Source organism: Streptomyces montanisoli, assembly GCF_017813245.1.
Lineage (GTDB): Bacteria > Actinomycetota > Actinomycetes > Streptomycetales > Streptomycetaceae > Streptomyces > Streptomyces montanisoli.
In genome coordinates, this window is the sequence record NZ_JAGIQL010000022.1 from 13355 (window position 1) to 37092 (window position 23738).

Genomic DNA, 23738 nt, shown 5'->3' on the forward strand with positions numbered 1-23738 from the left:
GTGCTGTCCGGGGGCGGCCGCTTCGAGCGCGCATCCGCGCGGGCCGCCCCCTCCCCGCGCCTTACCGAGGGGCAAGAGCTGTCAGCGAGACGCGTGAGGCTCCGGCCAGGACCGCCGGCCAAGGTGTCGGTCCGCCATGGAGCTCCTTTGGTGACAATCTGTCGGAAAGCGCGTGGTTTCGACGGACGTACGATAGGCCGCCAACAAGCCTGACACGGCGAGAGGTTGGCCTGGATGAGTGATGTGGTACGCGTCGGTTCCCGAGCCAGCAGGCTGGCTCGGACGCAGGTCGCCGAGTGGCTCGCGCCTGTCACCCGGCGATTTCCGGATGTGACGTTCAAGCGGCAGATCATCCTCGAAGGCGGGGACCGTGACCGTGTGACTTCGACCCTCGCCGAGGTTGCCAGGACGGCGGACGGCAGCGCCTTCTCCACGAACCAGGAAGCGGCATTGGTCACAGGGCAGGTTGATGTGATCGTGCACTCGCTCAAGGACCTCCCCACCTCCGTGCACCAGGGCACGATCCTTCTGACGACCCCAGGACCGCGGGAGGACGTACGCGACGTGCTGTGCGGATCGACGTTGGCGGGCCTCCGGAAGGGCGCACGGGTTGGCACTGGAGCACCGCGCCGCGTCGGCCAGCTTCTCGCCCTACGTCCGGACCTGGAGGTTGTGCCGGTTCGGGGAAACGTTCCCGGGCGGCTCGCCCGGACGACAAAGGGCAGCCTTGACGGGGTGATCCTTGCAGCAGCGGGCCTGCACCGGCTCGGCCTGATGCCGGAGGCCCATGAGGTGTTCGACCCCGCTGTCTTCCCTCCCTCTCCCGGTCAGGGCGCGCTCGGCATCCAGGTCCGTGCCGGCTCTCCAGTTGCCGCACTGCTGGCAGGGACAGGAGACACACAGGTGGACGCGTGCGTGCGAGCCGAGCGCGCACTGCTGGCCGAACTGCACGGAGGCTGCTCCGTCCCGGTCGGAGCCTGGTGCCGAGTCGAGCCTGCCGGTGTCCTGTCTCTCAGCGCCGCCGTGACCTCCAAGGACGGTGCCCAGCAGGTTACGGCGGCCGGAGAAGGACCGATCGACGACGCCGAAAAGCTCGGCGTGTCCATCGCGACAGATCTCCTCGCGCGGGGCGCAGCCGACATCCTGAGGTCGATCAGGACGTTCTGAGTTCGCGCGCGATGTCCAGGGCCCCGTAGGTGATGACCCGGGAGGCACCCGCACGCTTGAGAACGGTGTACGCCTCGATCAGGCCTTTCACGTCTCGCCTGCCGTCGTCGCGGCAGTCCGTCAGGCGCAGGTACTCGCCCGACACCGAAAACGGCACCAGGGGGACAGGGATCTTGTCCTTGAGGTGCACGAGTGTGTCAACGGTGTGGAGGGCCGGCTCGGTGAGGATCGCGTCCGCGCCCTCGTCGACCATCTCCCGCGCCACATGAACAGCCCGCTCGGGTCGGCCAGGATCGATCTGAAACGCACGGGTGCCCGAGCGGGGAACAGCACCCATCGATTGCCTGTACCCCTGGTAGAGGGACGACTCGAAGATCAGGTGCGGCATGATGCCCACCGCCTTGTGCCCTGCCGAGTCGAGTGCTTCGCGGACGGCGCGAACGGATCCGGAGATCATCGCGGCGGGCCCGACGATGTCCGCACCGGCGTCGGCCTGCATGACAGCCTGGACGGTCAAGTTCACGATTGTCTGCGACAGGTCCATTCCCCCGCGCTCGTCGGTGAGCCAGCACTCGCCCGAGTCGGTGTGCGAGCAGACGCACGTCTCCGTCATCACGAGCACGTCCGGAGCGGTCTTCTTGGCGGCAGCGATGGCACGGGACATGAGGCCGATGGGAGAAATGCCCTGAGACGCCCGGGCGTCCCTGACCCTGGATCCCGCGAAGATCTTCACGGATTTCACGCCGAGGGATTCGAGAGCCCGGACCGTCTCGGGCACCTCCCTCACGGTCAGTGTGGGCATCGGCCGTGGCCTTGTGTCGTCGTCTTCTCTCATCAGGAAGACCATGGACAGGTCGGCAGAGGTCAGCCTGGGAGCGTCGAGGAAGTTGCGTACGACTGAGCGCTGGAGGGGCAATTGCTTCTCCTTGAGAGTCAAGGTGGGGGCTCGGCGGGTGTGACCGATTGCGTGACGGCTCGCGCCTGACGCTCGGATTCCTCTGGTGCGAGCGGCGGTCAGCATGGCTGAGGCTCACGCACGGACATCGAGGCGGGAACCTTGAACTCGACCCAGACGATCTTGCCGAGACCCTTCCGAGGCGCGGTCCCCCAGCCATCGGCGAGAGCAGCGACAAGCGCGAGACCACGCCCTGACGTATCGTCGTCGTCCGGTGATCGAAGTCGCGGCCGGCTCTCGCACGCATCGTGCACTTCGATGCGCAGAACGCTCTCATCCAGAGTTGCGCGTACGAGGAAGAGACGACCGGCAGGGGTGCCGTGCTGTAGGGCATTGGTGGCCAGTTCGGAGACGCAGAGCGTGATGTCGTCAATGCGGTCATGGAACTGCTCGAGGGGAAGCGCGTCTCGGATGAACGCTCGAGCCTCGCCGATGCACGCGGCCGCGCGGCTGAACCGGGTTTCACACGACTCAGCCATGCGTCCTCGTCTCCTTCCTGTTGAGGTGACATCGCCAGAGGGGGTTGCGTCCAGGGAAGTGGTGTATGGGTTCGACCTGATCCGGGGGTTTGCTCCGGCATCGGAATGAGTCCCGCATAGACGAACGGCCACCGGCTGATCTTTCAAGACGACCAAGTCTTTGAAGGAGATCAGCACGATGACCGCACCGGACAGTCTGCCCCTGCACGCCCTCGCCGAGAACAACCTCGCCGCGGCGAGTCCCGATCTGCTGCGCGCGATGGTCAAGACGTTCGCGGACGCGCTCATGTCCGCCGAAGCCGACGCCGTCTGCAACGCCGAATACGGGCAGGTCAGCGACGAACGGGTCAACCACCGCAACGGATACCGCCCGCGCGAGTGGGACACCCGCGCCGGCACCGTCGAACTCGCCGTCCCCAAGCTCCGCAGCGGGAGCTACTTCCCGCACTGGCTCCTCGAACGCCGCCGGCGGGCGGAGCAGGCACTCATCTCGGTGGTCGCCACCGCCTACCTCCTCGGCGTCTCCACCCGCCGCGTCGAGAAACTCGCCGAGTCCCTCGGCGTCACCCAACTCTCGAAGTCCCAGGTCAGCGCCATGGCCAAGCACCTGGACGAGCAGGTCACCGCGTTCCGCAACCGGCCGCTCGACGCCGGGCCCTACACCTTCGTCTGGGTCGACGCCCTGACCCAGAAAGTGCGAGAAAGCGGCCGGATCATCAACATCCACGCCCTGGTCGCGGTCGGCGTCAACACCGACGGGCACCGCGAGATCCTCGGCCTGGACGTCGCGACCGCCGAGGACGGCGCCGGGTGGCTCGCCTTCCTGCGCTCCCTCGTCGCCCGCGGCCTGTCCGGCGTCCAGCTCGTCGTCTCCGACGCCCACGCCGGCCTCGTCGACGCGATCGGCGCCACCCTGCCCGGCGCATCCTGGCAGCGCTGCCGCACCCACTATGCCCGCAACCTGCTCAGCCAGGTCCCGAAATCAGCCCAGCCCTGGGTCGCAACCCTGCTGCGAACCGTGTTCGAACAGCCCGACACCGACGCGGTGACGGCCCAGATGCGGCACGTCCTTCAGGCTCTGGAAGCCAAGTTCCCCAAGGCAGCGGCCCACTTGGATACAGCTCAGCACGACCTGCTGGCGTTCACGGGCTTCCCGCGTGAGCTCTGGCGGCAGATCTGGTCGAACAACCCGCAAGAACGCTTGAACAAGGAGATCCGCCGCCGCACCGACGTCGTCGGCATCTTCCCCGACCGCACCGCCGTGATCCGCCTGGTCGGCGCGGTCCTGGCCGAGCAGAACGATGAGTGGACCGAAGCCCGCCGCTACATGGGCCTCGACCTCCTCGCCAAGGCCCGCCTCCACCCGATCGAGTCAGAAACCGACGACACCGACCTGCCCACCGAACTCACCGCATAGCCTCAAAAGACGAGATCACCGAGTGGCCGTCGTTACACCACTCCAGCGGACGTGACCCCAGAGGGAGGGGCGGCGGGCGGGCAAGTCGCCTGCGGCGGTGCATGATGGCGCGCCACATCCGGGTCCAAGCCATGGGTACACGGCAACAGGTCTCCTTGTAGTTCGTCGGCAGAATCATGGGCGGCCGGCGCGATGCGGTCCGTCCGAGCAGATCCACGGAACCGCTCCCTGTCCGGCGAAACCAGAGCAGAATTGGGGCGAAGACGGCGCAACGATGGGGCACACCCGCCCTCTACCAGGGACAACGGTGTGGCGCGAGAACTGAGGACAATTGGGGAGAGAACGCCCGTGGCGGTGAAGAGGCACGCACTCGTGCGGCGCCGTCGTGCTCTGGGCTACACCCAGGAGTCCCTCGCTGAAGCTCTCGGGGTTGAGCGTTCCACGGTCAGGCGATGGGAGTCCGCCGAGTCGAGCCCCCTTCCGTTCCAAAGGCCCCGCCTGGCGCGACTCTTCCGGATCAGCACCGAGACGTTGGAAGACCTGCTGACCGTGGCGCCTACGGCTTCCAGCCGAGCTGAGCGCGTGAGTCGCGCTCTGCGTAGCCCGTCGGCAGTCGATCTGGTCGTGGCTGCGGAGATGCGCTCCGAAATGGGTAACCTGACAGGCCGATACGACACCGTCCCGTCGGCGGCACTCATCGCGGATGCCGGGCAACAACTCAATCAGATCGCTCTCCTCGCCGATGAGGCGCCGGCCGGGCGCGTTCAGCGCGAACTGCGCTCCCTGCAAGCCGATGCGGCCACGCTTATGGGGCAGTTGGTCTGGGATGCGTCACAGCGGCGCGACCACGAGTCTGCGCGCGCCTACTACGCACAGAGCTTGGAATTGGCGCGCCATCTGCAGGACCCGGCGACTGAGGGACATGCTCTACTGCGCACCTGCTACATCGCCCTGTACGGAGCAAACGACCACCGGCAGGGACTCGAACTCGCCCTCCAGGCGGCGCGGACCACCCGCAAGACCAGCCATGCCCTGTCAGGTCTCGCTCTTTTGCACGCTGCGGAGGCCTACGCGCTCCTCGGCGAACACAGCGCATGCGAGCGCGCTCTGCTGGGCGCTGAAAGGCACCTCGAACGCTCAGACGGGACCGACGCGGGCCACGAACTGTTCACCCCAACTCACTTCGGGCGCCTCGCGGGCTCCTGCTACCTGTCGCTCGGGAACTACGACAAGGCACAACAGTTCTTACGAGACACCGCTACGCGGATGGCAGGTCGCCGCAAGTCACGGGCGATCGTCCTGGGCAACCTCGCGCTGACCACGATCCGCCAGGGCGACCTCGATGCCGCACTTGCCGTGTTCAATGAGGCCGTCGACGAGCTTCAAGGGACTCGCGGGGGTGGTGGAATGAACCTGGTCTTCCGTGCCGCGCGCGAGCTGCGTCCCTGGCGTGGCGAGAACGCGGTACAGGAGGCACAGGATCGTCTGATGGCACTCATGGAGGCGGGATGAGCGAGGGTCAGGTGTTCGCGGACGTGGATCGCGAGAAGCAGCAGGTGCGCGAGCATGTGTGGGATGTCCTCGACGCTGTCGGCGTCACCCACGACGTCACCGTCCACGGGCGCATCCCGAACTTCAAGGGATCTCAGGAGGCCGCCGCGAGACTCGCCGAGCTACCTGCTTGGAAGGACTCCGCGGTGATCAAGTCTGTGCCCGACAAGGCCCAGCTTCCTGTCCGCGCCCTCGCGTTGTCCGAGGGCAAGACCGTCTTCATGGCCGTACCCAAGCTGGCGGACCTCCACCCCTTCTACCTGCTCGATCCCGCGGTCCTCACCGTCCCGCCGGCGGAAGCCGCCTCCAGCCGTGTCGCCGCCGGCATCGCCCCCAAGGTGGGGGTGGACTCCCTCCGGCCGGTGGACATGGTGGTGCTGGGCAGCGTGGCCGTGAACCGAGCGGGGGTACGGATCGGCAAGGGAGCCGGCTACTCCGACCTGGAGTTCGCGTTCCTCACCGAGGCAGGACTGATCGGTGAGCACACTGTCGTCGTCACCACCGTGCATGGGCTGCAGGTTCTCGACGGCGACCTGCCTGCCACCGCGCACGATGTCGGCGTCGATGTGATCGTGACACCCGAGCGGATCATCAGCTGCCCCGCGCCTCACCGGCCATCCGGACTTGTCTGGGACCACCTGGACCGCCGGAAGATCGCATCCATCCCGGTGCTCGCAGCCCGCGCCCCGCGCGCCGGCATCTGACACCTGTTGGCGGGAGCGGGCAGGCGAGTAGCCGACCTCCCGAGGGAACACGGTGGGGAGGAGAGGCGGCAAGGACCGGTGCGCAGTCCGTCGTGCTCAGGCCCCGGCCACGCCCTCGTGGGCGAGCAGCCGTTCCAGGACGACCGCGACGCCGTCCTCGTCGTTGGACGTCGTGATCTCGTCGGCGACGGCGCGCAGTTCCTCGTGGGCGCCCGCCATCGCCACGCCGTGGCGTGCCCAGGCGAACATCGGGATGTCGTTGGGCATGTCGCCGAACGCGATGGCCTCGTCGGCGCGCAGGCCGAGCCGGCGCGCCGCGAGCGAGAGGCCGCGGGCCTTCGTGAGGCCGACCGGCACCAGCTCGACCACGCCGGGGCCCGCCATGACCACGTCCGTCAGGCCGCCGACGGCGCCGCGCGCGGCGCGGGTGAGTTCGTCGTCGGTCAGCCGCGGGTGCTGGAGGTAGACCTTGTTGACCGGCGCGTCCCAGAACCTGGCCGTGTCGTCGACGACCTTCGCGCGGGCCGGCTTGCGCCCGCCGAGCACGTACCGCTCGTCCATCAGGACGGTGCCGTCCGTGCCGTCCTGGCTGACCGCGAGCGCGAGCGGGCCGAGCTCCGCCTCCACCTTGGCGATCGCGAGACGCGCGACGGACCGGTCGAGCGTGAGCGACGTCAGGAGCCTGCGCTCGCCCGCGTGGTAGAGCTGCGAGCCCTGGCCGCAGACCGCGAGGCCCTCGTACCCGAGGTCCTCCAGTATGTCGCGCGTCCAGGGCACGGACCTGCCCGTGACGACGACGTGCGCGGCGCCGGACGCGGTCACGGCGGCGAGCGCCGCGCGCGTGCGGGCCGAGACCGTGCCGTCCTCGCGCAGCAGCGTGCCGTCGAGGTCGGTCGCGACCAGCCGGTACGGGAACGGCGCCGCGCCGCGCTCGGTGCTCACTTGGCGACCGGCTCCAGTAGCTCGCGGCCGCCCAGGTAGGGCCGCAGCACCTCGGGGACCCAGACCGAGCCGTCGGCCTGCTGGTGGTTCTCCAGGAGCGCCACGATCGTGCGCGTCACCGCGCAGAGCGTGCCGTTGAGCGTGGCGAGCGGCCTGACCTGCTTGCCGTCCCGCATCCGCACCGACAGCCTGCGCGCCTGGAACCCGTCGCAGTTCGACGTGGACGTCAGCTCGCGGTACTTGCCCTGCGTCGGGATCCACGCCTCGCAGTCGTACTTGCGCGACGCGGACGCGCCCAGGTCGCCCGAGGCCACGTCGATCACCTGGAACGGCAGGCCGAGCGAGAGCAGCCACTCCTTCTCCCACTCCAGCAGCCGCAGGTGCTCGGCCCGCGCCTCCTCCGGCGTGGTGTACGAGAACATCTCCACCTTCTCGAACTGGTGGACCCGGAAGATGCCGCGTGTGTCCTTGCCGTACGTGCCGGCCTCGCGGCGGAAGCACGAGGAGTAGCCCGCGTACCGCAGCGGCAGCCTGTCCGCGTCGATGATCTCGTCCATGTGGTACGCGGCGAGCGGCACCTCGGACGTGCCGACGAGGTAGTAGTCGTCCTGCTCCAGGTGGTACACGTCGCCCGCGGCCTGGCCGAGGAAGCCCGTGCCCTCCATGGCCTGCGGGCGCACGAGCGCCGGGGTGATCATCGGCGTGAACCCGGCGGCCGTGGCCTGCGCGACCGCCGCGTTGACGAGCGCGAGCTCCAGCAGCGCGCCGATGCCCTTCAGGTAGTAGAAGCGGGATCCCGACACCTTGGCGCCGCGCTCCATGTCGATGGCGCCGAGCGCCTCGCCGAGCTCCAGGTGGTCCTTCGGCTCGAACCCCTCCGCGCCGAAGTCGCGGATCGTGCCGTACGTCTCCAGGACCGTGAAGTCCTCCTCGCCGCCCACCGGCACGTCGGGGTGGACGACATTGCCGAGCTGCAGGAGCAGCGCCCTGGCCTCCTCGTCCGCCTCGTGCTGCGCGGCGTCCGCGGCCTTCACGTCGGCCTTCAGCTGCTCGGCCCTCTTGAGCAGCTCGGCCTTCTCGTCCGGGGACGCCTTGGGGACGAGCTTGCCGAGCGACTTCTGCTCGGAGCGGAGCTCGTCGAAGCGGAGGCCGGACGACCTGCGGCGCTCGTCGGCGGAGAGCACGGCGTCGACGAGGGCGACATCCTCTCCACGGGCGCGCTGGGAGGCACGGACACGGTCGGGGTCCTCACGGAGCAGGCGAAGGTCAATCACCCGGCCAAGGCTACCGGTGGTCGCCGTCCCGGCCGACCTGATATCCACAGGGGAGATGTTATGTCTTTCTTGTCGGATTTTGCCGTGATTGTGCGAGGTGCCGGAAAATGATCTTTGCCCGCGTCGGCGTTGGTCAACAAGACGGCCCGAATTCCCCGGCCGGGGGTAGCGGGCCGCGCTCGCCTTGACCCACGTCCCCTGTGTGCGGGGGCACTTGGCGGGTCTTGTCCACAGCGACCGTAACCTTTCTCAAAGTTATCCACAGGGCGGGGAAAGATTCTGTGGACAATGCCAAAGATCATTTCCCGTAGCGGCTCCCGGTCGGACAAATCCCCCTTCAAACCTGCAATTCCCACTCCTTCGGGTGGGAATGATGCCTCTGGGGAGACAGTCACCGGGAGTGAGGACGTTCATCCCTCCGCACATGCTGTGGACAGGGAAAGGGTGACTCGGGATATTTGTCGACGAAACGGGCCCGCGTTGTCGACTTGTCCTCAGGTCGAGACTCGGGGTTGTGGATAACTAGCCGAGTTATCCACAGGCTGGGGGCCCGGCGCCGAGCCACACGCGTCCGGCCACACGCGTCCGGCCACACGCGTCCGGCCGCACGCGCCCGGCCTGCGCCGTCGCTCAGGAGCGGCCGTCCTGGCTGCGCGCCAGCCACTCCGCCGCCTCGATGAAGTCCGCGTCCGACGTGCCGGCCCGCGGCGGCCGCACGTCCGCCTGCGCCACCCCGGCGCGCGGGTACGAGCCGAGGAAGCGCACCTGCGGGCAGATCCGCCGCAGCCCCATCAGCGCCTCGGAGACCCGGCGCTCGGCGACATGGCCCTCCGCGTCGATGGCGAAGCAGTACTTCCCCATGCCCTCGCCGGTCGGCCGCGACTGGATCTGGATCAGGTTGACCCCGCGCACCGCGAACTCCTGCAGCAGGTCGAGCAGCGCGCCCGGCTGGTCCTCGCCCAGCCAGATGACCAGCGACGTCTTGTCGGCGCCCGTCCTGGCCGCCGGCCGCCCCGGGCGCCCGACGAGGACGAAGCGCGTGACCGCGTTCGCCGCGTCGTGGATCTCCGTGACCAGCGGTTCGAGGCCGTACGTGGCGGCGGCGAACGCCCCCGCGAAGGCGCCGTCGTACTTGCCCTCGCGCACCAGCCGCGCGCCGTCCGCGTTCGAGGCGGCCGACTCCCAGGCGGCGTCCGGCAGATGGCCGCGCAGCCAGCCGCGCACCTGCGGCTGCGCCACCGGGTGGCCCGTCACCGTGCGCACGTCGGACAGGGCCGTGCCCGGCCGCACCAGCAGCGCGAACGTGATCGGCAGCAGCACCTCGCGGTAGATCATCAGCGGCTCGCCGCCGGTCAGTTCGTCGATGGTCGCGGTGACGCCGCCCTCCACCGAGTTCTCGATCGCGGCGAACGCGCCGGCCGCCTCGCCCGCCCGCACGGCGTCGAACGCCGCGGGTACGGACACCATCGGCGCGAGTTCCCTGGTGGCGGCTTCGGGGAGAGTGCGAAGGGCCGCTTCGGTGAAGGTGCCCTCGGGCCCGAGATACGTATAGCGCGTGGCCGACATGCGGCCACACTAGCGCTCGTCCCACCCCTCGGGCGGCGCCGTCCCACCCGCCGGGCGAGGGCAGGACCGCCCGCCGGCCGAGGGCTGTCCTGCCCGCCGTCCGAGGGCCGTCCCGCCCCTCAGGACTCCATCAGGCGCTGCCCCACGTACTCGCCCTTCGCGGCGCCCGCCGGCACGGCGAAGAGGCCGCTCGCCTCGTGCCTGATGAACGCCGACAGGGCGTCGCCCCGGTCGAGTTTGCGCTGCACCGGCACGAATCCCTTGAGCGGGTCCGCCTGCCAGGCGACGAACAGCAGCCCCGCGTCGGGCTTCCCGTCGCCGCGCAGGCCGTCGTTGTACGAGTAGGACCTGCGCAGCATGGCCGCCCCGCCGTTCGCCGACGGCTGCGCGATGCGCGCGTGCGCGTCGGCCGGGATGACGAGCTCGCCGTCGGGGCCCTTCTTCGTCAGCGCCATCGCGGTGTCCTCGGTGCCGCCGGTGAGCGGCGCCCCGTCCGACTTGCGGCGGCCGATGACCTTCTCCTGCTTGCCGACGGGCATGCTCTCCCAGTCGTCGAGGAGCATGCGGATGCGCCGCACCACCGCGTACGAGCCGCCCGCCATCCACGCGGGGCTCGCGAGCGTTCCGTGCGGCTTCGCCGGTACGAAGATCTCCTCGCCGAACCGGGGCTCCGACGGCTTCGGGTTGCCGGTGCCGTCGACCTGGCCCATCAGGTTGCGCATGGTCATGGGGTGCGCCGTGGCGCCGGGGGACCGGTTGAAGCCGCTCATCAGCCAGCGCACGCGCGCGGTGGACCCGGCCTCCTTCTGCAGCGCGCGCAGCGCGTGGAAGGCGACGAGCGCGTCGTCCGAGCCGACCTGGATCCACAGGTCGCCGTCGCTGCGGGCCGGGTCGAGGTGGTCGGAGGAGAACGCGGGCAGCGGGTCGAGCTGGACGGGGCGCTGCTTCACGAGGCCCGTGCGGTCGAAGAAGCTTCGGCCGAAGCCGAAGGTGACGGTCAGCGCGGACGGGCCCTCGTCGAGCGCGACGTCGGTGTCGTGGCCCGGCGCAGGCCGCCCCTCCGTCATCGGCGCCGCGCACGCCGTCCAGCGGCGCAGCAGCGCGATGGCTTCCGCGCGCCCGGCGCCGGGCGCGAGGTCGAAGGCGACGAGGTGGCCGACGGCCTGCATCGGCGTGGAGATGCCCGCCTGGTGGGTGCCGTGGAAGGCGACGGCGTCGGAGCCGAGGTGGGTCAGCGGCGTGGGCGCGGCGGGCCGCGTCGCGGCGTACGCGCCGATCCCGCCACCCGCGCCGACCACGAGACCGCCGACGGCGCCCGCGCCCACCGCGCCGAGCACCCCGCGCCGGCTGACGCGTGCCCCGGACGCACGCGCGTCGGCCGGCGCGGGGTGCTCCTCCCCCCGATGCCTGCCGCCGTCGTCCGTCCCCGCGCTGTTCGTAGTCTTCGAAGTGTCTGTCACTGGCTCAGCCGATCGTGATGTTCTTGTACACAGTGGTCTCGTCGATGGCGGACGTCCTGACGGTCAGGGCGAGCTGCCAGCTGCCGGCGATCGGGACGCGGACGTGGTCCGCCGCCCAGTGGCCGGGGGCGAACCTGCTCGGCGTGATCGGCAGCGGGCCGATCCCGCGCGCCTTGAGCGTCAGGCTTGCCTTGACCTCGGGAACGTCGAGCGGCTTGCCGTCGGGACCGTTGACGTAGAGGTGCATGACGTTGTCGGCGCCCGTGCGTGCCGGGTCCAGGTGGAACTGGAGCACGCCCTTGCCCTTGGGGCCGCCGGTGTCGAACGGGATGCTCAGGTCGACCGGGCCGTGCGCGTGGTGCATGGCGGTCGCCGGTGCGCCGGCCGGGTCCTTCGCCGCCGCCTCCGCCGTCCTGCCCGGCTCCGTGTCGGACAGGATCGTGGCGGCGACGAGCACGGCGACCGCGACCGCCGCCTCCGCGAGCACCGAGCGGCGCAGTCCGCCGCGCACCGGGTCGGCGTCGCGCTGCCGCTTCTTGCGTGCCGACGCCACCGCCGCCCGCTGCCGCGCGAGTTGCGCCGCGCGCGCGTCCGACGTGCCTGGCATGCCTGACGTACTCGCCGAGTTCGACGTACTCGCCGAGTCCGGCGCCCCCGACGAGTCCGAGCCGGCCTTGCCCGCGTCCGCCGCCGCCACGTCCACCGCGTCCTTGGCCGACGCGACCGGTACCGGCTCCTCCAGTGCGGCCTCCTCGGCCGTGTCCGCGCCCGCGACGGCGGCCGGGGCCTGGGCCTGGGCGAGCCGCCGCGTCCACCGCCGCGAGAAGTACGCGATCGCCAGGATGACGGCGACGAGACCGACCTTGATCAGCAGCAGCCGCCCGTACGTGGTGGAGCCCAGCGCCGCGAACGAGCCGACCTGGCGCCACGACTGGTAGACGCCGCTCGCCACCACGGCCACGACGCTCCAGAACGCCAGCGCCGAGAACCGCCCCACCGCCTTGGCGTCGATCGACGGGACGCGGTACAGCGACACGAGCAGCGCCGCGAGCCCGCCGAGCCAGCACGCCACCGACAGCAGGTGCACCATGTCCACCGGCATGGCGAGCCCGGTCTGGATGCCCGTCGACGCGTGCTCGCTGAGCGACCACGTCGCCGCGAGGCCCGCCGCGACGACCGCGCCGCCCGCGCCGAGCCCGAACGCCAGGTCCCTGCGCTCGCCCGCCGCGCCGGAAGCGCCGTCCGCGCCCGAGGCGCCGTCCGCGCCCGAAGCGCCGGTCGCCTCCGCCGCGCTCTCCTCGCCGCGTCGCGCGTACGCGCCGAACAGCACCGCCACGAACACCGCCGCCGCCCCGAGCAGCAGCAGCCGGGAGACCAGCGCGGCGCCCTCCTTCGTCCCGAGCACCCCCTGAAGGCCGCTGAGATCGAAGACGTCCACGAGCTTGCCCGACCCCGTGTACGGGGTGCGGAGCAGCAGCAGCGCCAGCGTCGACGCCGTGAACAGCAGCCACGCGCGCACGACGAGCCGTTGCAGCGGCCGCGCCGACGCCCCGCCCGGCCAGCAGATCAGCACGAAGGCGGCTCCGCCGACCAGCAGCACGAATCCCGCGTACGAGAGGTACCGCGCCACCTGGTACAGCACGCCGACGAGGCCGCCGCTCGACCCCTGCCCCGCGACCTTCGCGCTCGTCTTGGACGGCGCCCCGACCGAGAAGGTGAAGGCCCCCGACACCGGGTGGGTGTCGGCGGAGATCGCCTGCCACGCCACCGTGTACGTCCCGTTCGGGATGGACGGGCGCAGCGCCGCGCGGTAGCTCGCGGTCGACTTCGTGGAGACGTCCGTGATCTTCCCGGTGTCCACGCGCTTGTTGTCCGGCGACAGCACCCGGATCGCGTTCTTGCCGAGCGTGACCTGTTCGGAGAACGTGAGGGTGACCGCGCCGGGTGCCGTCGCCACCACCGCCCCGTCCTTGGGGTCGCTGCCGGTCAGCGCCGCGTGGGCGGACGCCTTGCCGGCGAACGTCAGCAGCACGGCCGGGACGAGCAGGCCGGCGACGAGCAGCAGCCGCAGCAGCGGCGTCGCGTACGTACCGGCGGCCCGGCGGCGGTAACCGCCCGGCGGGGGTGGGGCGATGGCGGTGTTCATGGCGTGTGGAGCCCCTCACTCACTGCGCGGCGGCCGGCTGGTAGTTGGCCGCCTTGACGGGAACGGTGACCTTGATCGCGCCTGACTTCCGGAAGTGCAGTTCGAGAGCGATGCGCTGACCCTGCTCGAGCGGCTTCTTGACGCCCATCATCATGATGTGGTCGCCACCGCGCGCCAGGTCGAGCGTGCCGCCGGCCGGCACGTCGAAGGACTTCACCTCCACCATCCGGTCGTTCACGGTCTTGTGTATGGACACCTCGCCCGACACGGGGCTCGTGACGGACGTGAGGGTGTCGTCGCCCCCGCCGGTGTTCTTGACGACGAGGAACGCGGCCGCCAGGTCGCCGACGGGCTGCGGCACGTAGGCGCCGGACACGGTGAGGTGCGGCTTCCCGCCGGCGGGCGTGTGTGCGGACGGCGTGGCCGACGCCGACGTCGACGCCGCGGGCGCCTTCGCGTCGGCGGTCGACGAGCCGCCGGAGCATGCGGTGAGCGTCAGGCCGGCCGCGGCGAGCACGGAGGCCAGGGCGAGGGGAGCGCGGCGGATCACGGCTTCTCCCCCTTGATGATCTTCGGCAGGGCCTTGGCGTACTGCTCGGCCGTGGTGGTCGACCCGAACAGCAGGTAGCCGCCGTTGGTCTTCGGCGAGAAGGCGACGACCTGCGCGCCGTGGCTGGACTCGATCGTGCCGTCCTTCTTCTTCACCGGCGGGGAGATGCCGATGCCGATCGACCGCGCGGCCGCCTGGATCTTCTTGAAGTCGCCGGTGAGGCCGATGAAGGACGGGTCGCCCGCGGCCGGCAGCCACTTGCCGAGCTGGGCAGGGGTGTCGCGCTCCGGGTCGGTGGTGATGAACACGACTTGCAGCTTGGCCTGCTCCGCCTTGGTCAGGGCCTTCCTCGCGATGCCGAGGTTGCTCATCGTGAGGGGGCAGATGTCGGGGCAGTGCGTGTAGCCGAAGTAGAGCAGGGTCGGCTTGTTCTTCGTCTCCGCGCGGAGGTCGAACTTCTTGCCGTGCGTGTCCGTCAGGACGAGGTCCGGCTTCGTGAAGGGCGGGTCGAGGACGGTCGCGGCGCCGGGCTTCTGCGCCCCGGACACGTCGGCGACCGACGAGGACTTCGCCTTCGGCTTCGCGCTCGTGTCCGAGGAGCCGGAGCCGCAGGCGGTGAGGGTGAGAGCGGCGGCCGCCACGAGGGCCGCGGCCGCGGTGAGCTGCTTCTTGTGCATGGGTCTTTCCTGGGAAAGTGCGGGGAACTGCGAAAACGGGGGGTTTGTCCGGGGCGACGCGTGCCGGGGCGACGCGTGTCTGGGCGTCGCGTGCCGGGGCGCGGCGTGCCCGGTGTGCGGCACGCCGCGCGGCGCCGTGGGGGTCAGGCGCTGCGGCGCCGGCCGATCAGCACGCCGCACGCCACACCGGCGGCGCCGATGACGATGCCGACGATGCCGAGCACGCGCGCGAGGGTGTCGGAGCCGTCCGACGTGGACGAGGACGCCTGGTCCTTCCCGCTCTTGCCCGAGGAGTCGGAGGAGTCCGAGGCGTTCGAGGCGCTGGACGAGCCCGAGGAGCTGCCCTGCGAGTCGGCGGCGGGCGCCGCGGTCAGCTTGAGCGTCGGCGCCGGGTTCTCGGGCTCCGGCGCGCCCGGCTTCTGCACCTCGATCCAGCGCACGACCTCGTTGTTGCTGTACGTCTGGAGGGCCTTGAAGGTGACCTGGTCGGCGTTCTTGGGCAGCGTGGCGACCGAGACGGGGAACAGCTGGAACTCGCCCACGGGGATGCCGCTGTCACCGCTGCCGCTGCCGCTGCTCTTGTCCGCGGTCCAGGTGACCTTGCTGACGGCCTCGGTGACCTTGCTGCCCCACAGCTCGACCGGCTTGGAGAGCTTCGACTTGGTGATGTCGATCTTCCAGCCCGGCACCGGCTCCGGCATCACGGACGCGAGCGGGGTGTCGGTCGGGAAGTCCACTTCGAGCTTGGTGGTCGTGGCGTTGTCGCGCTCGTTGGGGACCTTGAAGTCGACGACGGCGGAGCCGCCCTTGACCGCCTCGCCCTCCGGGTTCACGGTGACGTGCGCCGACGCCGTGCCCGCGAGCACGAGCACGGCGGAGGCGGCGAGCCCGCCCACGACGGCGGCGCGCTTCACGCCACGCCACGAGGTCGGGGCCGCCTGCGCTGCCGGGACCGACGGCATCGGCGGCGTCGCGCCGTGGGCCGTCACGGCGGGGAAGTTATCGGACTCGGATGGGATCACAGGGCACTCCACGGGGGTGAGGTGGTACGGGAGCCACGTGCGGTCGCACGTCGGCACCGCGACGCCGCCTCGTCAGCCATGGACGAGCGAGTGCGTCGCGTCATGCGGCGAGCGCGAACTCCGCCGGTGGCCCGCGCCTGATGACCGTGTGCTGGAGCGTGTGTGCCGTGGGGCCCGGCGCGATGTCGTACGGGAGCGGCGCGCGCCCCGCGCGGCCGTCCAGGTGCGTGGGCAGTCCCGCGATCAGGTGCCGTACGAGGACGAGCGCGCCGCGCAGGGCCCGCAGCTGCGCCGCGTCGGTGAGCGTCTCGCGCACTTCGCCGAGCCCGTGCGCGCCCTGGGCGGAGAGCCGGGCGATGCGCAGCAGCGCGAGGTCGCCCCGGCGCAGCAGCCACCCCGTGGCCAGCGCGGCCAGGACGTGGCCGAGGATCATGGGCACGGACGGCAGCAGCCCCGCGCACTGGGGCGAAGCGGTCGCCCCGGACATGAAGTCGATTCCCGGCATGCCGGTCATGCCGGTCATCCCGGACGTGGCGGCGTGCGCCTGCGTGAACGCCGCGCCGCCGCCCGTCCCCGACACCACGTCAGCGGCCGGGACATGGGCGTTGGCGAGGATGCGCCGGGCGTCGCCCGGGCTGAGGGACGCCGCTCCGCCGCCGCACAGCAGCTTGGCCGCGGTGCGCACGAGCGCGTCGCTGCCCGCCACGTGCACCGACACGGGCGCGGACGCCCGCTGCTGCGCGAGGACGAACAGGCTGTGCAGTCCGAGCTGCCCCGCCGTCAGCGCGACGACGACGGTGGGCGTCGAGCGCGGCCGCCCCGCCAGGGGCGCCGCCACGGCGAACACCGCGAGGAATCCGGCCACCACCGCCCACCACGGCACGGGCGCGCAGGCTGCCATCGCGTGCCCCATCGCGGACAGCACGGCGCAGACCGCGGCGAACACCGCGGCCCTGAACAGCCGAGCGCCGGCAGCGGCGCGCGCGACGGGATGCATGGCGGTGCCCATCATCGCACTGCGCCCGCGGCGCCAGTGGGGCAGGTCCACATGCGGACAGGCACGGCATGGGGCCTGGGGCGGGACCTGGCACAGGGCATGGCGCGACCCATACACGGCCGGTGCCGTCCACGCGTCCGCCGAACGAGCGCTTTCCCGCGCGGGCCCCGCTTATGTCGTATGGCCAGTGGCAATACGTAACGATATGTCGAGCCGCGGCCAGGAGGCTGAAGCATGAGCATCTGGTGGTCTCTGCACTTGCGGCGCGAAGCGGCAAGCGTCCCGCTCGCGCGCCGCCTGCTGCTCGGCGCGATGGACACGGCCGGTGTCGACCCGGACATCTCCTTCGACCTGTCGGTCGCGCTCACCGAGGCGTGTGCCAACGCCGTGGAACACGGCGGGTACGGCCCCGCGGACAGCGGCGGCTATCGCGTCACCGCGTACCTGGACGGCGAGAAGTGCCGTATCGAGGTCGCCGACTCGGGGCCGGGATTCCCGCGCAGACGGGTCGTCAGGCCGTCGGCGCGGCCGCCGTCCCCGACGGCGGAGAGCGGGCGCGGCCTCGGCCTGATCGAGCAGCTCGCCGACCACGTCGACTTCACCGGCGGCCCAGGACACGGCGCGGTGGTGAGTTTCGACAAGACCCTGAAGTGGCGCGAGGACGCCCTGCTCGGAGCGGTGTGACCGCCGAGCGGAGCGTCCTCGTCCCGTTGTGGACCCGTCGCATGTGAGCCCTCTGTGGGCCCTCTGCGAGTCCTCTGCGGGTCCTCCGTGCGGTCAGGCCGTGCGCAGCCCGGCCAGCCAGGTCTCGACCTCGGCCGATGCGCGCGGCAGGCCCGCGGAGAGGTTGCGGTTGCCGTCGGCCGTCACGAGGATGTCGTCCTCGATCCTGACGCCGATCCCGCGGTACTCCTCCGGCACCGTCAGGTCGTCCGCCTGGAAGTACAGGCCGGGCTCGACCGTCAGGCACATGCCGGGCTCGAGCGTGCCGTCCGCGTAGACCTCGCGGCGCGCGACCGCGCAGTCGTGGACGTCGAGGCCGAGCATGTGGCCCGTGCCGTGCAGGGTCCAGCGGCGCTGGAGCCCGAGTTCGAGCACCTTCTCCACGGGGCCTTCGAGCAGCCCCCACTCGACGAGGCGCTCGGCGAGCACGCGCTGCGCGGCGTCGTGGAAGTCGCGGTACTTCGCGCCGGGCCTGACCGCCGCGATGCCCGCCTCCTGCGCCTCGTACACCGCGTCGTAGATCTTGCGCTGGAGCGGCGTGAAGCTGCCGTCGACGGGCAGGGTGCGCGTCACGTCCGCCGTGTACAGCGTGTCCGTCTCGACGCCGGCGTCGAGCAGCAGCAGGTCGCCCGCACGGACCCGGCCGTCGTTGCGCACCCAGTGCAGGGTCGTCGCGTGCGGGCCCGAGGCGCAGATCGAGCCGTAGCCGACGTCGTTGCCCTCGATGCGGGCGCGCAGGAAGAACGTTCCCTCGATGTAGCGCTCGCCGCGCGTCTCGGCCTCGGCGCGGTCGAGTACGCGTGCCACGTCCTCGAAGCCGCGCACCGTCGAGTCCACGGCCTTCTGCAGCTCGCCGATCTCGAAGTCGTCCTTGACCGCGCGCGCCTCGGACAGGTAGGAGCGCAGCTCCTCGTCGCGCTCGGCCGTCACCTTGTCGGTGAGCGACGCCTCGACGCCCGCGTCGTGGCCGCGCACGACCCGCGCCGGGCCCGTCGCCTCGGAGAGCACGCCCGCGAGCGTGCGCACGTCCTTCGCCGGGACGCCGAGCAGCTGCTCGGCCTCGGCGAGCGAGTGCCTGCGGCCGACCCACAGCTCGCCCTGGCCGTCCAGCCAGAACTCGCCGTTGCCGCGGTCCGAGCGCGGCAGCAGGTAGACCGTCGCGTCGTGGCCCGAGGGGCCCGCGGGCTCCAGGACGAGGACGCCGTCCTGCGTCTGGTCGCCCGTGAGGTACGCGTACTCGGTCGACGCGCGGAAGGGGTACTCCGTGTCGTTCGACCGCGTCCTGAGGTTGCCCGCGGGCACGACGAGCCGCTCGCCGGGGAAGCGGGCGGACAGGGCGGCGCGGCGCGCGGCCGTCTGCCCGGCCTGGGGGAGGGCGGTGAGGCCGCGCAGCTCGGTGTCGGCCCAGCCGCTCTTCATGTTCTCCGCGAGTTCGTCCGACACGGCGGCATACAGTCCGTTCTTCCGCTGCTTGATCGGCTTGTCGTCGGCGGTCTCCGCCTCGTTGTCAGGGGTCTCCTGGATGCGCTCGTCCGCCACGTCTTCTCCTCGCTACGACCACCGGCTCTCGGGTGCGACACCGGTCGCTTCCATCGTAAGGAAGCGCACATGTGTACAGAACCGTCCGGCCCTGTGAGTAATGTCAGTGAGCTGTGTCAGTGACCGGGGCGGCCGACCGGGGGCGGTCAACGAGGGCGGTCAGTCGAAGCGGACGGCCAGCAGGACGATGTCCTCCGTGCCGCCGCCCGCACCCGCGGGCTCGTGCGCCACGCCCGCGTCGGCCAGCACCGTGCGCACGACGTGCTCGGCGACGGCCGCCGGGTCGTCCCGTACGGCGGCGGGCACGCTCGCGGCGGCCGCGTGCAGCCGCGCGTACGCACGGTCCATCGGGTCGCCCGTGCGCCGCAGCAGCCCGTCGGTGTACAGCAGCACCGTTTCGCCGGGCGCGGGCGCCAGCTCCACGCTCGGCGCCTCCCAGCAGCTGAGCATCCCCAGCGGGGCAGAGAGCGTCGTCTCGATGTACTCGCATCTGCGGTCGCCGACCAGCAGCGGCGGCGCGTGCCCGGCGCCCGCGAGGACGACGCGGCGCGTGGCGGGCTCCGCGAACGCGAACAGCGCGGTGGCCGTGCGCGCCGGCTCGGTGAGCGTGAGCAGCATCTCCAGGTCGGACAGGACGGCGACCGGGTCCTCGCCCTCCATCACCGCGTACGCGCGCAGTGAGGCGCGCAGCCTGCCCATCGCCGCGACGGCCGCTGGCCCGGATCCGCTGACCGAACCGACGGCGAGGCCGAGCGCGCCCTCGGGCAGCGGCAGCGCGTCGTAGAAGTCCCCTCCGCCCAGCGGTCCCGTGCGGTGGCACACCGCCATGCGCACGCCGGGCACGGACGGCAGGCGTGACGGCAGCAGCTCGTCGGCGACGGCGGCCAGGCGCGCGCGTGCGCGCTCCAGTTCCACGAGGCGTGCCAGGTGCTCGCCCGCGTACCGGGAGTAGAGGCCGGCGAGGTGGCGTGCGCGCTCGTCGGGCTCGGCCGGCTCGTCGTACAGCCACATCACGGCCCCGAGCCGGGGCGGTCGCTCGCCGGCCGGCTCGCCCGCGGCGTTGGTCTCGCGGTCGGCCACCAGCGGCACCGCGTACGTGGCGGCGAAGCCGAGCCGCGTGGCGACGTCGCGCAGCCGGGAGCCGGCCGCGGCGCCGGACGTTCGATCGGCCGCAGGGCCGGCGAACAGGTCGGGGCAGGCGATCGCCTCGGGGCGCGCGCCCGGCGCCGCGCGCTCCGCGTCATCGAGCAGCGCGCCGTACCCGGTGGCGGAGCGCGGCACGGTCTCCAGATGGCCGAGATCGGACCGGGACAGGCCGAGGCCGACGGTGGTGCGCGGTCCCAGTCCGTCGGCGGGTTCGAGGACGACGAGGCCGCGGCGCGCGCCCACGAGGGCGGCGCCCGCGCGCAGCAGTTCGGGGAGCGCCGCGTCGAGGTGGTCGGTGCGCGCCAGGCGCTCGGTCAGCTCGTGCAGCGTGGTGAGGTCGGACACCCAGCCGGCGAGCCGGTCCTGGATGAGGACGACCGGGGGCGCCTGGAGGTCGTCGAGCGGAGGGGCAGCGTGAGCGGGGGCGGGGACGACGGAATTGATTCCGGCCACTTTCGGCATGTGTGGGGCACTCATGGCAGCCGACCCTCCGGGCGGCGCGTTTCGCTCAATAGCATCGCAAACCCCCATGTCATTCTGCGCGGCCATCAATGTACCCACATGTACACGCACAACTCGGGCAATGTCCAGCATGATGCCCGTGGCCCTGTGGATGTCTGGCATACTCTGGAAGTTGACCGAAAAACAGCCCTCGCGGCAGGTTTTGCGGTCGACTGAACTCGCTCGAGAAGGGTTCTTTCCGGGGCCCGGGGGAAGCAGACGACTCCGGGGAGGCGTTCTCCCGAGCGTCATTCCGTACGCGATGGGTACGTAAATGGTGACGGACAGGGGCAGTTGGGGCCCCGCGGAACCTCACGGCGGCAGCCGGGCGTCCTGACAGCCGGGGCCGGTACGCCACCTGTCCCCTCGGAGTGGCGAGAACGCACGCACAGCACAGCGGGACAGCAGCAAGCGCCTTGCGCGCGCCACCGTTCGCCGGATGTCCGGGTCCGTTCCAGTCCCCGACGCGGGGCGTGTCCCCGCGGGGGCGGCGGAGCCTCGTATCGCGGACACGTCCACGCACGCATGTGGACGGCGTGGCGAAACACGCGCACGGCGCCAGTCAGTGTCATGTGGACTCGGCGTTCAACGGAAAGGAACGAGCGCTCATGCGCGAGATCCTCGGAAGGCGGCGCAGGCTCCGGCTCAGGCGCAAGGGGATGCCTGCCCCGGTCGATGCCGCGCTCACCTGCTCCGCGTGGAGATGGCCCGTGCTGCCCGGCGCGGCCCTCAGGCCCGCCGGCCGCGGCACCCGCGGCACGGGCTGCTCCTGCCCGGACCTCGAATGCGCGGTGCCGGGCGCGCACCCCTTCGACCCGGGCCTGCTCGCGGCGACCACCGACGAGCACATGATCCGCTGGTGGTGGTCCAAGCGCCCGAACGCGCCCGTCCTGCTCGCCACCGGCGGCAGCGCGCCCTGCGCGGTCAGCCTCCCCGCCGTCGCGGGGCCGCGGGCGCTCGCCGCGCTCGACGCGGCGGGCATGCGGCTCGGCCCCGTCGTGGCGACGCCGACCCGATGGTCGGTCCTCGTCGCCCCGTACGGCCTCGAACGCCTCGGCGACCTCCTCTACGAGAAGGCGTGGGTTCCCAGTTCGCTGCGCTTCCACGGCGAGGGCGGTTACCTGGTGCTACCGCCGTCGGACGCCGTGGGCGGGCAGGCGCGCTGGGAACGCGGCCCGCTGCCGGGCTCCGCGGCGCCCTGGCTGCCTGACGTGGAGGCCGTCGTGGACGCGTTGGTGGAGGCGAGTACGAGCGCCCCCGACGGCGGCAGCAGACTCGCCTACTGAGATGTACTGAACAAAATGCAATTGCACGGGCCGCCCGTGCCGATGGCCGCGTGTGCGGGAATTCCCCGAAATCCGCGCGGGCGGCGCCCGTGCGGCCGGGGCGCACGACGGCGTGCGGGGGGCGGGCGGCCGTCGGCCCGGCCCAGGTCAGCGCGGTGCGCGGGGAGTTGGCGTCACGGGACCCGCACAGCGGGCACACAGTCAACCGCCGGGGAAACCGCAGGTAAAAGCAGGTGAACGCGGGTAAACCGGAGCAATGGCGGGCCCGCGACGGAACGCAAAGGCCCGGTCGCTGGCGACGGGGGATGCACCAGCGACCGGGCTTCTAGAACGGTAACAAGAGATCGGCCGTTAGCAAATTCGATCAGAGAAATCGGGCCGTCTTATTACGTGGGAGTACGCGCCGGACGCCGTGGCGTGTGATGCGGATCACGCGCCACGGCTCCGGGTCGGGCCCCTTCGTCGCTCAGCGTCAGCTCAGCGTCACCTGGCGGTTCGTCAGGCCGCCGCGCGCCCGGCGCTCCTCGCCCGTGAGCGGCGCGTCGGCCGCCAGCGCCCCGGCCAGCCGCTCCGCGAACGCGGCCGCGGGCTTCTCGCACTCCTGCGCGCCCATCCCGGTCGGCAGGTCCCAGACCGGCACGGTCAGCCCGTGCGCCCGGAACGACCCGACGAGCCGCGTCCCCTCGCCAAGCGACGACGCGCCGGCCGCGTGCAGCCGGGCGAGCGCGTCGAGCAGCTTCTCCTCGGCGTGCGGCATGACCCAGCGCAGGTGGTTCTTCTCCGGCGTCTCGCACCAGTACGCGGCCTCGGAGCCCGACAGCAGGACGGTGGGGATCGCCGCCTCGTTCGCCCGCTCCAGGGACGCCGTGACCTCGGGCGTCGCGTTCTCCGCGTCCGGCACCCAGAACTCGAACCCCTGGTGGACGGTCGGCGTGAAGTCGGCCTCCAGGTCGAGCAGGTCCTGCAGCCTGGGCCCGTCGCCCTCCACGCGCCTGGCTGCGACCGGGTTGCCGGGCTCCGCGGTCAGCGCGCGCTTCAGGGTGTCCGCGAGGTCGCGGCTCAGGTCGCCGGACGCCGTGTCGTTCTGCAGCGCGAGCAGCACGGAGCCGTCGTCGCGGCGCAGCGCGGGCCACGCCATCGGCAGCACGGTCGCCAGCGTCACGGACGGCACGTCCGCGGGCAGCCCGCCCTTCAGCGCCAGCGCGGCGGTCGCCGCGGGCACCAGCTCGCGCATGGCGACCCAGTGCGGCTCCCCCGGAAGCCCCTCGAACGGGCGATGCACCAGCTCGGTCACCGCGTGCGACGCCGCACGCCCGTGGCACGCCTTGTAACGCCGCCCGGAACCGCAGGGGCAGGGCTCACGGGGCCCAACCACCGGAACGGCTCCGTCCGTGAGCTGTGCCTTCTTCTGCTTCTTGGCCATGGTGGGGTGTCTCCCGGTCGCTGCGGCGGTGCGAATGCAGACGGCGAGCCTAGCCGCTGCGACCGCACCGGGTCGCGACCCGCACAGGCCGCGCGGGGGCGCGCGGGGGCGCGTGCCCCCGCGCTGACGCGGGGCCCCGGCCGCGGGCGACGTGCTGACGGCGGGCGATGCGCCGGTGGGCGACGGACCGGTCGATGGGCGCGAGGCGCCCGG

General features: G+C 71.6%; 20 protein-coding genes. 6 read left to right on the forward strand and 14 right to left on the reverse strand.

Annotation, left to right across the window (positions count from 1 at the left end):
- The first annotated feature begins 234 nt into the window (after positions 1 to 234).
- Positions 235 to 1167 carry a hydroxymethylbilane synthase gene (gene hemC / locus JFN87_RS08110; RefSeq protein ID WP_209339270.1) on the forward strand — a complete coding sequence of 311 codons (933 nt, stop codon included), beginning with the start codon at positions 235 to 237 and terminating at the stop codon, positions 1165 to 1167.
- Here the strand turns inward: hemC and JFN87_RS08115 are convergent.
- Entirely contained in the window at positions 1154 to 2083 is a 930-nt protein-coding gene (locus JFN87_RS08115; protein WP_209339233.1) for a porphobilinogen synthase, read from the reverse strand. The genes hemC and JFN87_RS08115 overlap by 14 nt on opposite strands.
- A gap of 98 nt (positions 2084 to 2181) precedes the next feature.
- Complete coding sequence (locus JFN87_RS08120; protein WP_209339234.1) at positions 2182 to 2601, reverse strand: ATP-binding protein; 420 nt, start codon at positions 2599 to 2601, stop codon at positions 2182 to 2184.
- 178 nt (positions 2602 to 2779) lie between these two features.
- Between JFN87_RS08120 and JFN87_RS08125 the strand changes: the two genes are divergently transcribed.
- The 3 genes from JFN87_RS08125 to JFN87_RS08135 all read left to right on the forward strand — a co-directional run bounded on the left by JFN87_RS08125 (position 2780) and on the right by JFN87_RS08135 (position 6273).
- Positions 2780 to 4018 carry an IS256 family transposase gene (locus JFN87_RS08125; protein ID WP_209339235.1) on the forward strand — a complete coding sequence of 413 codons (1239 nt, stop codon included), beginning with the start codon at positions 2780 to 2782 and terminating at the stop codon, positions 4016 to 4018.
- 192 nt (positions 4019 to 4210) lie between these two features.
- Positions 4211 to 5530 (forward strand): helix-turn-helix domain-containing protein, encoded by a 1320-nt coding sequence (locus JFN87_RS08130; protein ID WP_209339236.1) that lies wholly within the window; start codon positions 4211 to 4213, stop codon positions 5528 to 5530.
- Positions 5527 to 6273, forward strand: coding sequence for a 5-formyltetrahydrofolate cyclo-ligase (locus JFN87_RS08135; RefSeq protein ID WP_209339237.1), 747 nt, complete (start codon positions 5527 to 5529; stop codon positions 6271 to 6273). Before JFN87_RS08130 ends, JFN87_RS08135 begins: the two co-directional genes overlap by 4 nt.
- Positions 6274 to 6369: 96 nt before the next feature.
- Here JFN87_RS08135 and JFN87_RS08140 read toward each other — a convergent pair whose 3' ends face one another.
- The 9 genes from JFN87_RS08140 to JFN87_RS08180 form a co-directional block, all read right to left on the reverse strand.
- A complete protein-coding gene (locus JFN87_RS08140) occupies positions 6370 to 7215 on the reverse strand; it encodes an HAD family hydrolase (protein ID WP_209339238.1) in 846 nt (281 codons plus the stop codon).
- Positions 7212 to 8489 carry a serine--tRNA ligase gene (gene serS / locus JFN87_RS08145; protein WP_209339239.1) on the reverse strand — a complete coding sequence of 426 codons (1278 nt, stop codon included), beginning with the start codon at positions 8487 to 8489 and terminating at the stop codon, positions 7212 to 7214. The genes JFN87_RS08140 and serS overlap by 4 nt, the downstream gene beginning before the upstream one ends.
- 630 nt (positions 8490 to 9119) lie before the next feature.
- A complete protein-coding gene (pheA, locus tag JFN87_RS08150; protein WP_209339240.1) occupies positions 9120 to 10055 on the reverse strand; it encodes a prephenate dehydratase in 936 nt (311 codons plus the stop codon).
- A 119-nt stretch (positions 10056 to 10174) separates the two neighbouring features.
- Complete coding sequence (gene efeB / locus JFN87_RS08155) at positions 10175 to 11515, reverse strand: iron uptake transporter deferrochelatase/peroxidase subunit (RefSeq protein WP_209339241.1); 1341 nt, start codon at positions 11513 to 11515, stop codon at positions 10175 to 10177.
- Positions 11516 to 11519: 4 nt separating this feature from the next.
- On the reverse strand, positions 11520 to 13661 hold the full coding sequence (locus tag JFN87_RS08160; protein WP_209339242.1) for a copper resistance CopC/CopD family protein: 2142 nt from the start codon (positions 13659 to 13661) through the stop codon (positions 11520 to 11522).
- Positions 13662 to 13680: 19 nt separating this feature from the next.
- Positions 13681 to 14208, reverse strand: coding sequence for a copper chaperone PCu(A)C (locus tag JFN87_RS08165; RefSeq protein ID WP_209339271.1), 528 nt, complete (start codon positions 14206 to 14208; stop codon positions 13681 to 13683).
- Positions 14208 to 14888: an SCO family protein gene (locus JFN87_RS08170; protein WP_209339243.1), complete on the reverse strand. Its 681-nt coding sequence runs from the start codon at positions 14886 to 14888 to the stop codon at positions 14208 to 14210. Before JFN87_RS08170 ends, JFN87_RS08165 begins: the two co-directional genes overlap by 1 nt.
- Before the next feature lie 143 nt (positions 14889 to 15031).
- On the reverse strand, positions 15032 to 15850 hold the full coding sequence (locus JFN87_RS08175; RefSeq protein ID WP_209339272.1) for a YcnI family copper-binding membrane protein: 819 nt from the start codon (positions 15848 to 15850) through the stop codon (positions 15032 to 15034).
- 160 nt (positions 15851 to 16010) lie between these two features.
- Positions 16011 to 16907: a hypothetical protein gene (locus tag JFN87_RS08180; RefSeq protein WP_245178950.1), complete on the reverse strand. Its 897-nt coding sequence runs from the start codon at positions 16905 to 16907 to the stop codon at positions 16011 to 16013.
- Positions 16908 to 17141: 234 nt separating this feature from the next.
- Here JFN87_RS08180 and JFN87_RS08185 point away from each other — a divergent pair, with 234 nt between their 5' ends.
- On the forward strand, positions 17142 to 17591 hold the full coding sequence (locus JFN87_RS08185; protein ID WP_209339245.1) for an ATP-binding protein: 450 nt from the start codon (positions 17142 to 17144) through the stop codon (positions 17589 to 17591).
- A gap of 93 nt (positions 17592 to 17684) precedes the next feature.
- Here JFN87_RS08185 and JFN87_RS08190 read toward each other — a convergent pair whose 3' ends face one another.
- Positions 17685 to 19169 (reverse strand): aminopeptidase P family protein, encoded by a 1485-nt coding sequence (locus JFN87_RS08190; RefSeq protein ID WP_209339246.1) that lies wholly within the window; start codon positions 19167 to 19169, stop codon positions 17685 to 17687.
- 159 nt (positions 19170 to 19328) lie between these two features.
- Entirely contained in the window at positions 19329 to 20909 is a 1581-nt protein-coding gene (locus tag JFN87_RS08195; protein WP_209339273.1) for a PP2C family protein-serine/threonine phosphatase, read from the reverse strand.
- A gap of 515 nt (positions 20910 to 21424) precedes the next feature.
- Between JFN87_RS08195 and JFN87_RS08200 the strand changes: the two genes are divergently transcribed.
- Positions 21425 to 22102, forward strand: a complete 678-nt coding sequence (locus tag JFN87_RS08200; RefSeq protein ID WP_209339247.1) for a bifunctional DNA primase/polymerase — start codon at positions 21425 to 21427, stop codon at positions 22100 to 22102.
- Between the two features lie 472 nt (positions 22103 to 22574).
- On the opposite strand, the gene JFN87_RS08205 is transcribed toward JFN87_RS08200, so the two are convergent.
- Entirely contained in the window at positions 22575 to 23525 is a 951-nt protein-coding gene (locus tag JFN87_RS08205; RefSeq protein ID WP_209339248.1) for a DUF5926 family protein, read from the reverse strand.
- Positions 23526 to 23738 lie beyond the last annotated feature (213 nt).

What these genes read in the sequence shown, in the direction of transcription:
- pheA (WP_209339240.1), bottom strand. Translation starts at nt 10,055, where the DNA reads ATGTCGGCCACGCGCTATACGTATCTCGGGCCCGAGGGCACCTTCACC.
- JFN87_RS08120 (WP_209339234.1), bottom strand. Translation starts at nt 2,601, where the DNA reads ATGGCTGAGTCGTGTGAAACCCGGTTCAGCCGCGCGGCCGCGTGCATC.
- hemC (WP_209339270.1), top strand. Translation starts at nt 235, where the DNA reads ATGAGTGATGTGGTACGCGTCGGTTCCCGAGCCAGCAGGCTGGCTCGG.
- JFN87_RS08160 (WP_209339242.1), bottom strand. Translation starts at nt 13,661, where the DNA reads ATGAACACCGCCATCGCCCCACCCCCGCCGGGCGGTTACCGCCGCCGG.
- JFN87_RS08125 (WP_209339235.1), top strand. Translation starts at nt 2,780, where the DNA reads ATGACCGCACCGGACAGTCTGCCCCTGCACGCCCTCGCCGAGAACAAC.
- JFN87_RS08135 (WP_209339237.1), top strand. Translation starts at nt 5,527, where the DNA reads ATGAGCGAGGGTCAGGTGTTCGCGGACGTGGATCGCGAGAAGCAGCAG.
- JFN87_RS08175 (WP_209339272.1), bottom strand. Translation starts at nt 15,850, where the DNA reads ATGCCGTCGGTCCCGGCAGCGCAGGCGGCCCCGACCTCGTGGCGTGGC.
- JFN87_RS08195 (WP_209339273.1), bottom strand. Translation starts at nt 20,909, where the DNA reads ATGCTGGACATTGCCCGAGTTGTGCGTGTACATGTGGGTACATTGATG.
- JFN87_RS08180 (WP_245178950.1), bottom strand. Translation starts at nt 16,907, where the DNA reads ATGCATCCCGTCGCGCGCGCCGCTGCCGGCGCTCGGCTGTTCAGGGCC.
- JFN87_RS08170 (WP_209339243.1), bottom strand. Translation starts at nt 14,888, where the DNA reads ATGCACAAGAAGCAGCTCACCGCGGCCGCGGCCCTCGTGGCGGCCGCC.
- JFN87_RS08130 (WP_209339236.1), top strand. Translation starts at nt 4,211, where the DNA reads ATGCGGTCCGTCCGAGCAGATCCACGGAACCGCTCCCTGTCCGGCGAA.
- JFN87_RS08205 (WP_209339248.1), bottom strand. Translation starts at nt 23,525, where the DNA reads ATGGCCAAGAAGCAGAAGAAGGCACAGCTCACGGACGGAGCCGTTCCG.
- JFN87_RS08185 (WP_209339245.1), top strand. Translation starts at nt 17,142, where the DNA reads ATGAGCATCTGGTGGTCTCTGCACTTGCGGCGCGAAGCGGCAAGCGTC.
- JFN87_RS08200 (WP_209339247.1), top strand. Translation starts at nt 21,425, where the DNA reads ATGCGCGAGATCCTCGGAAGGCGGCGCAGGCTCCGGCTCAGGCGCAAG.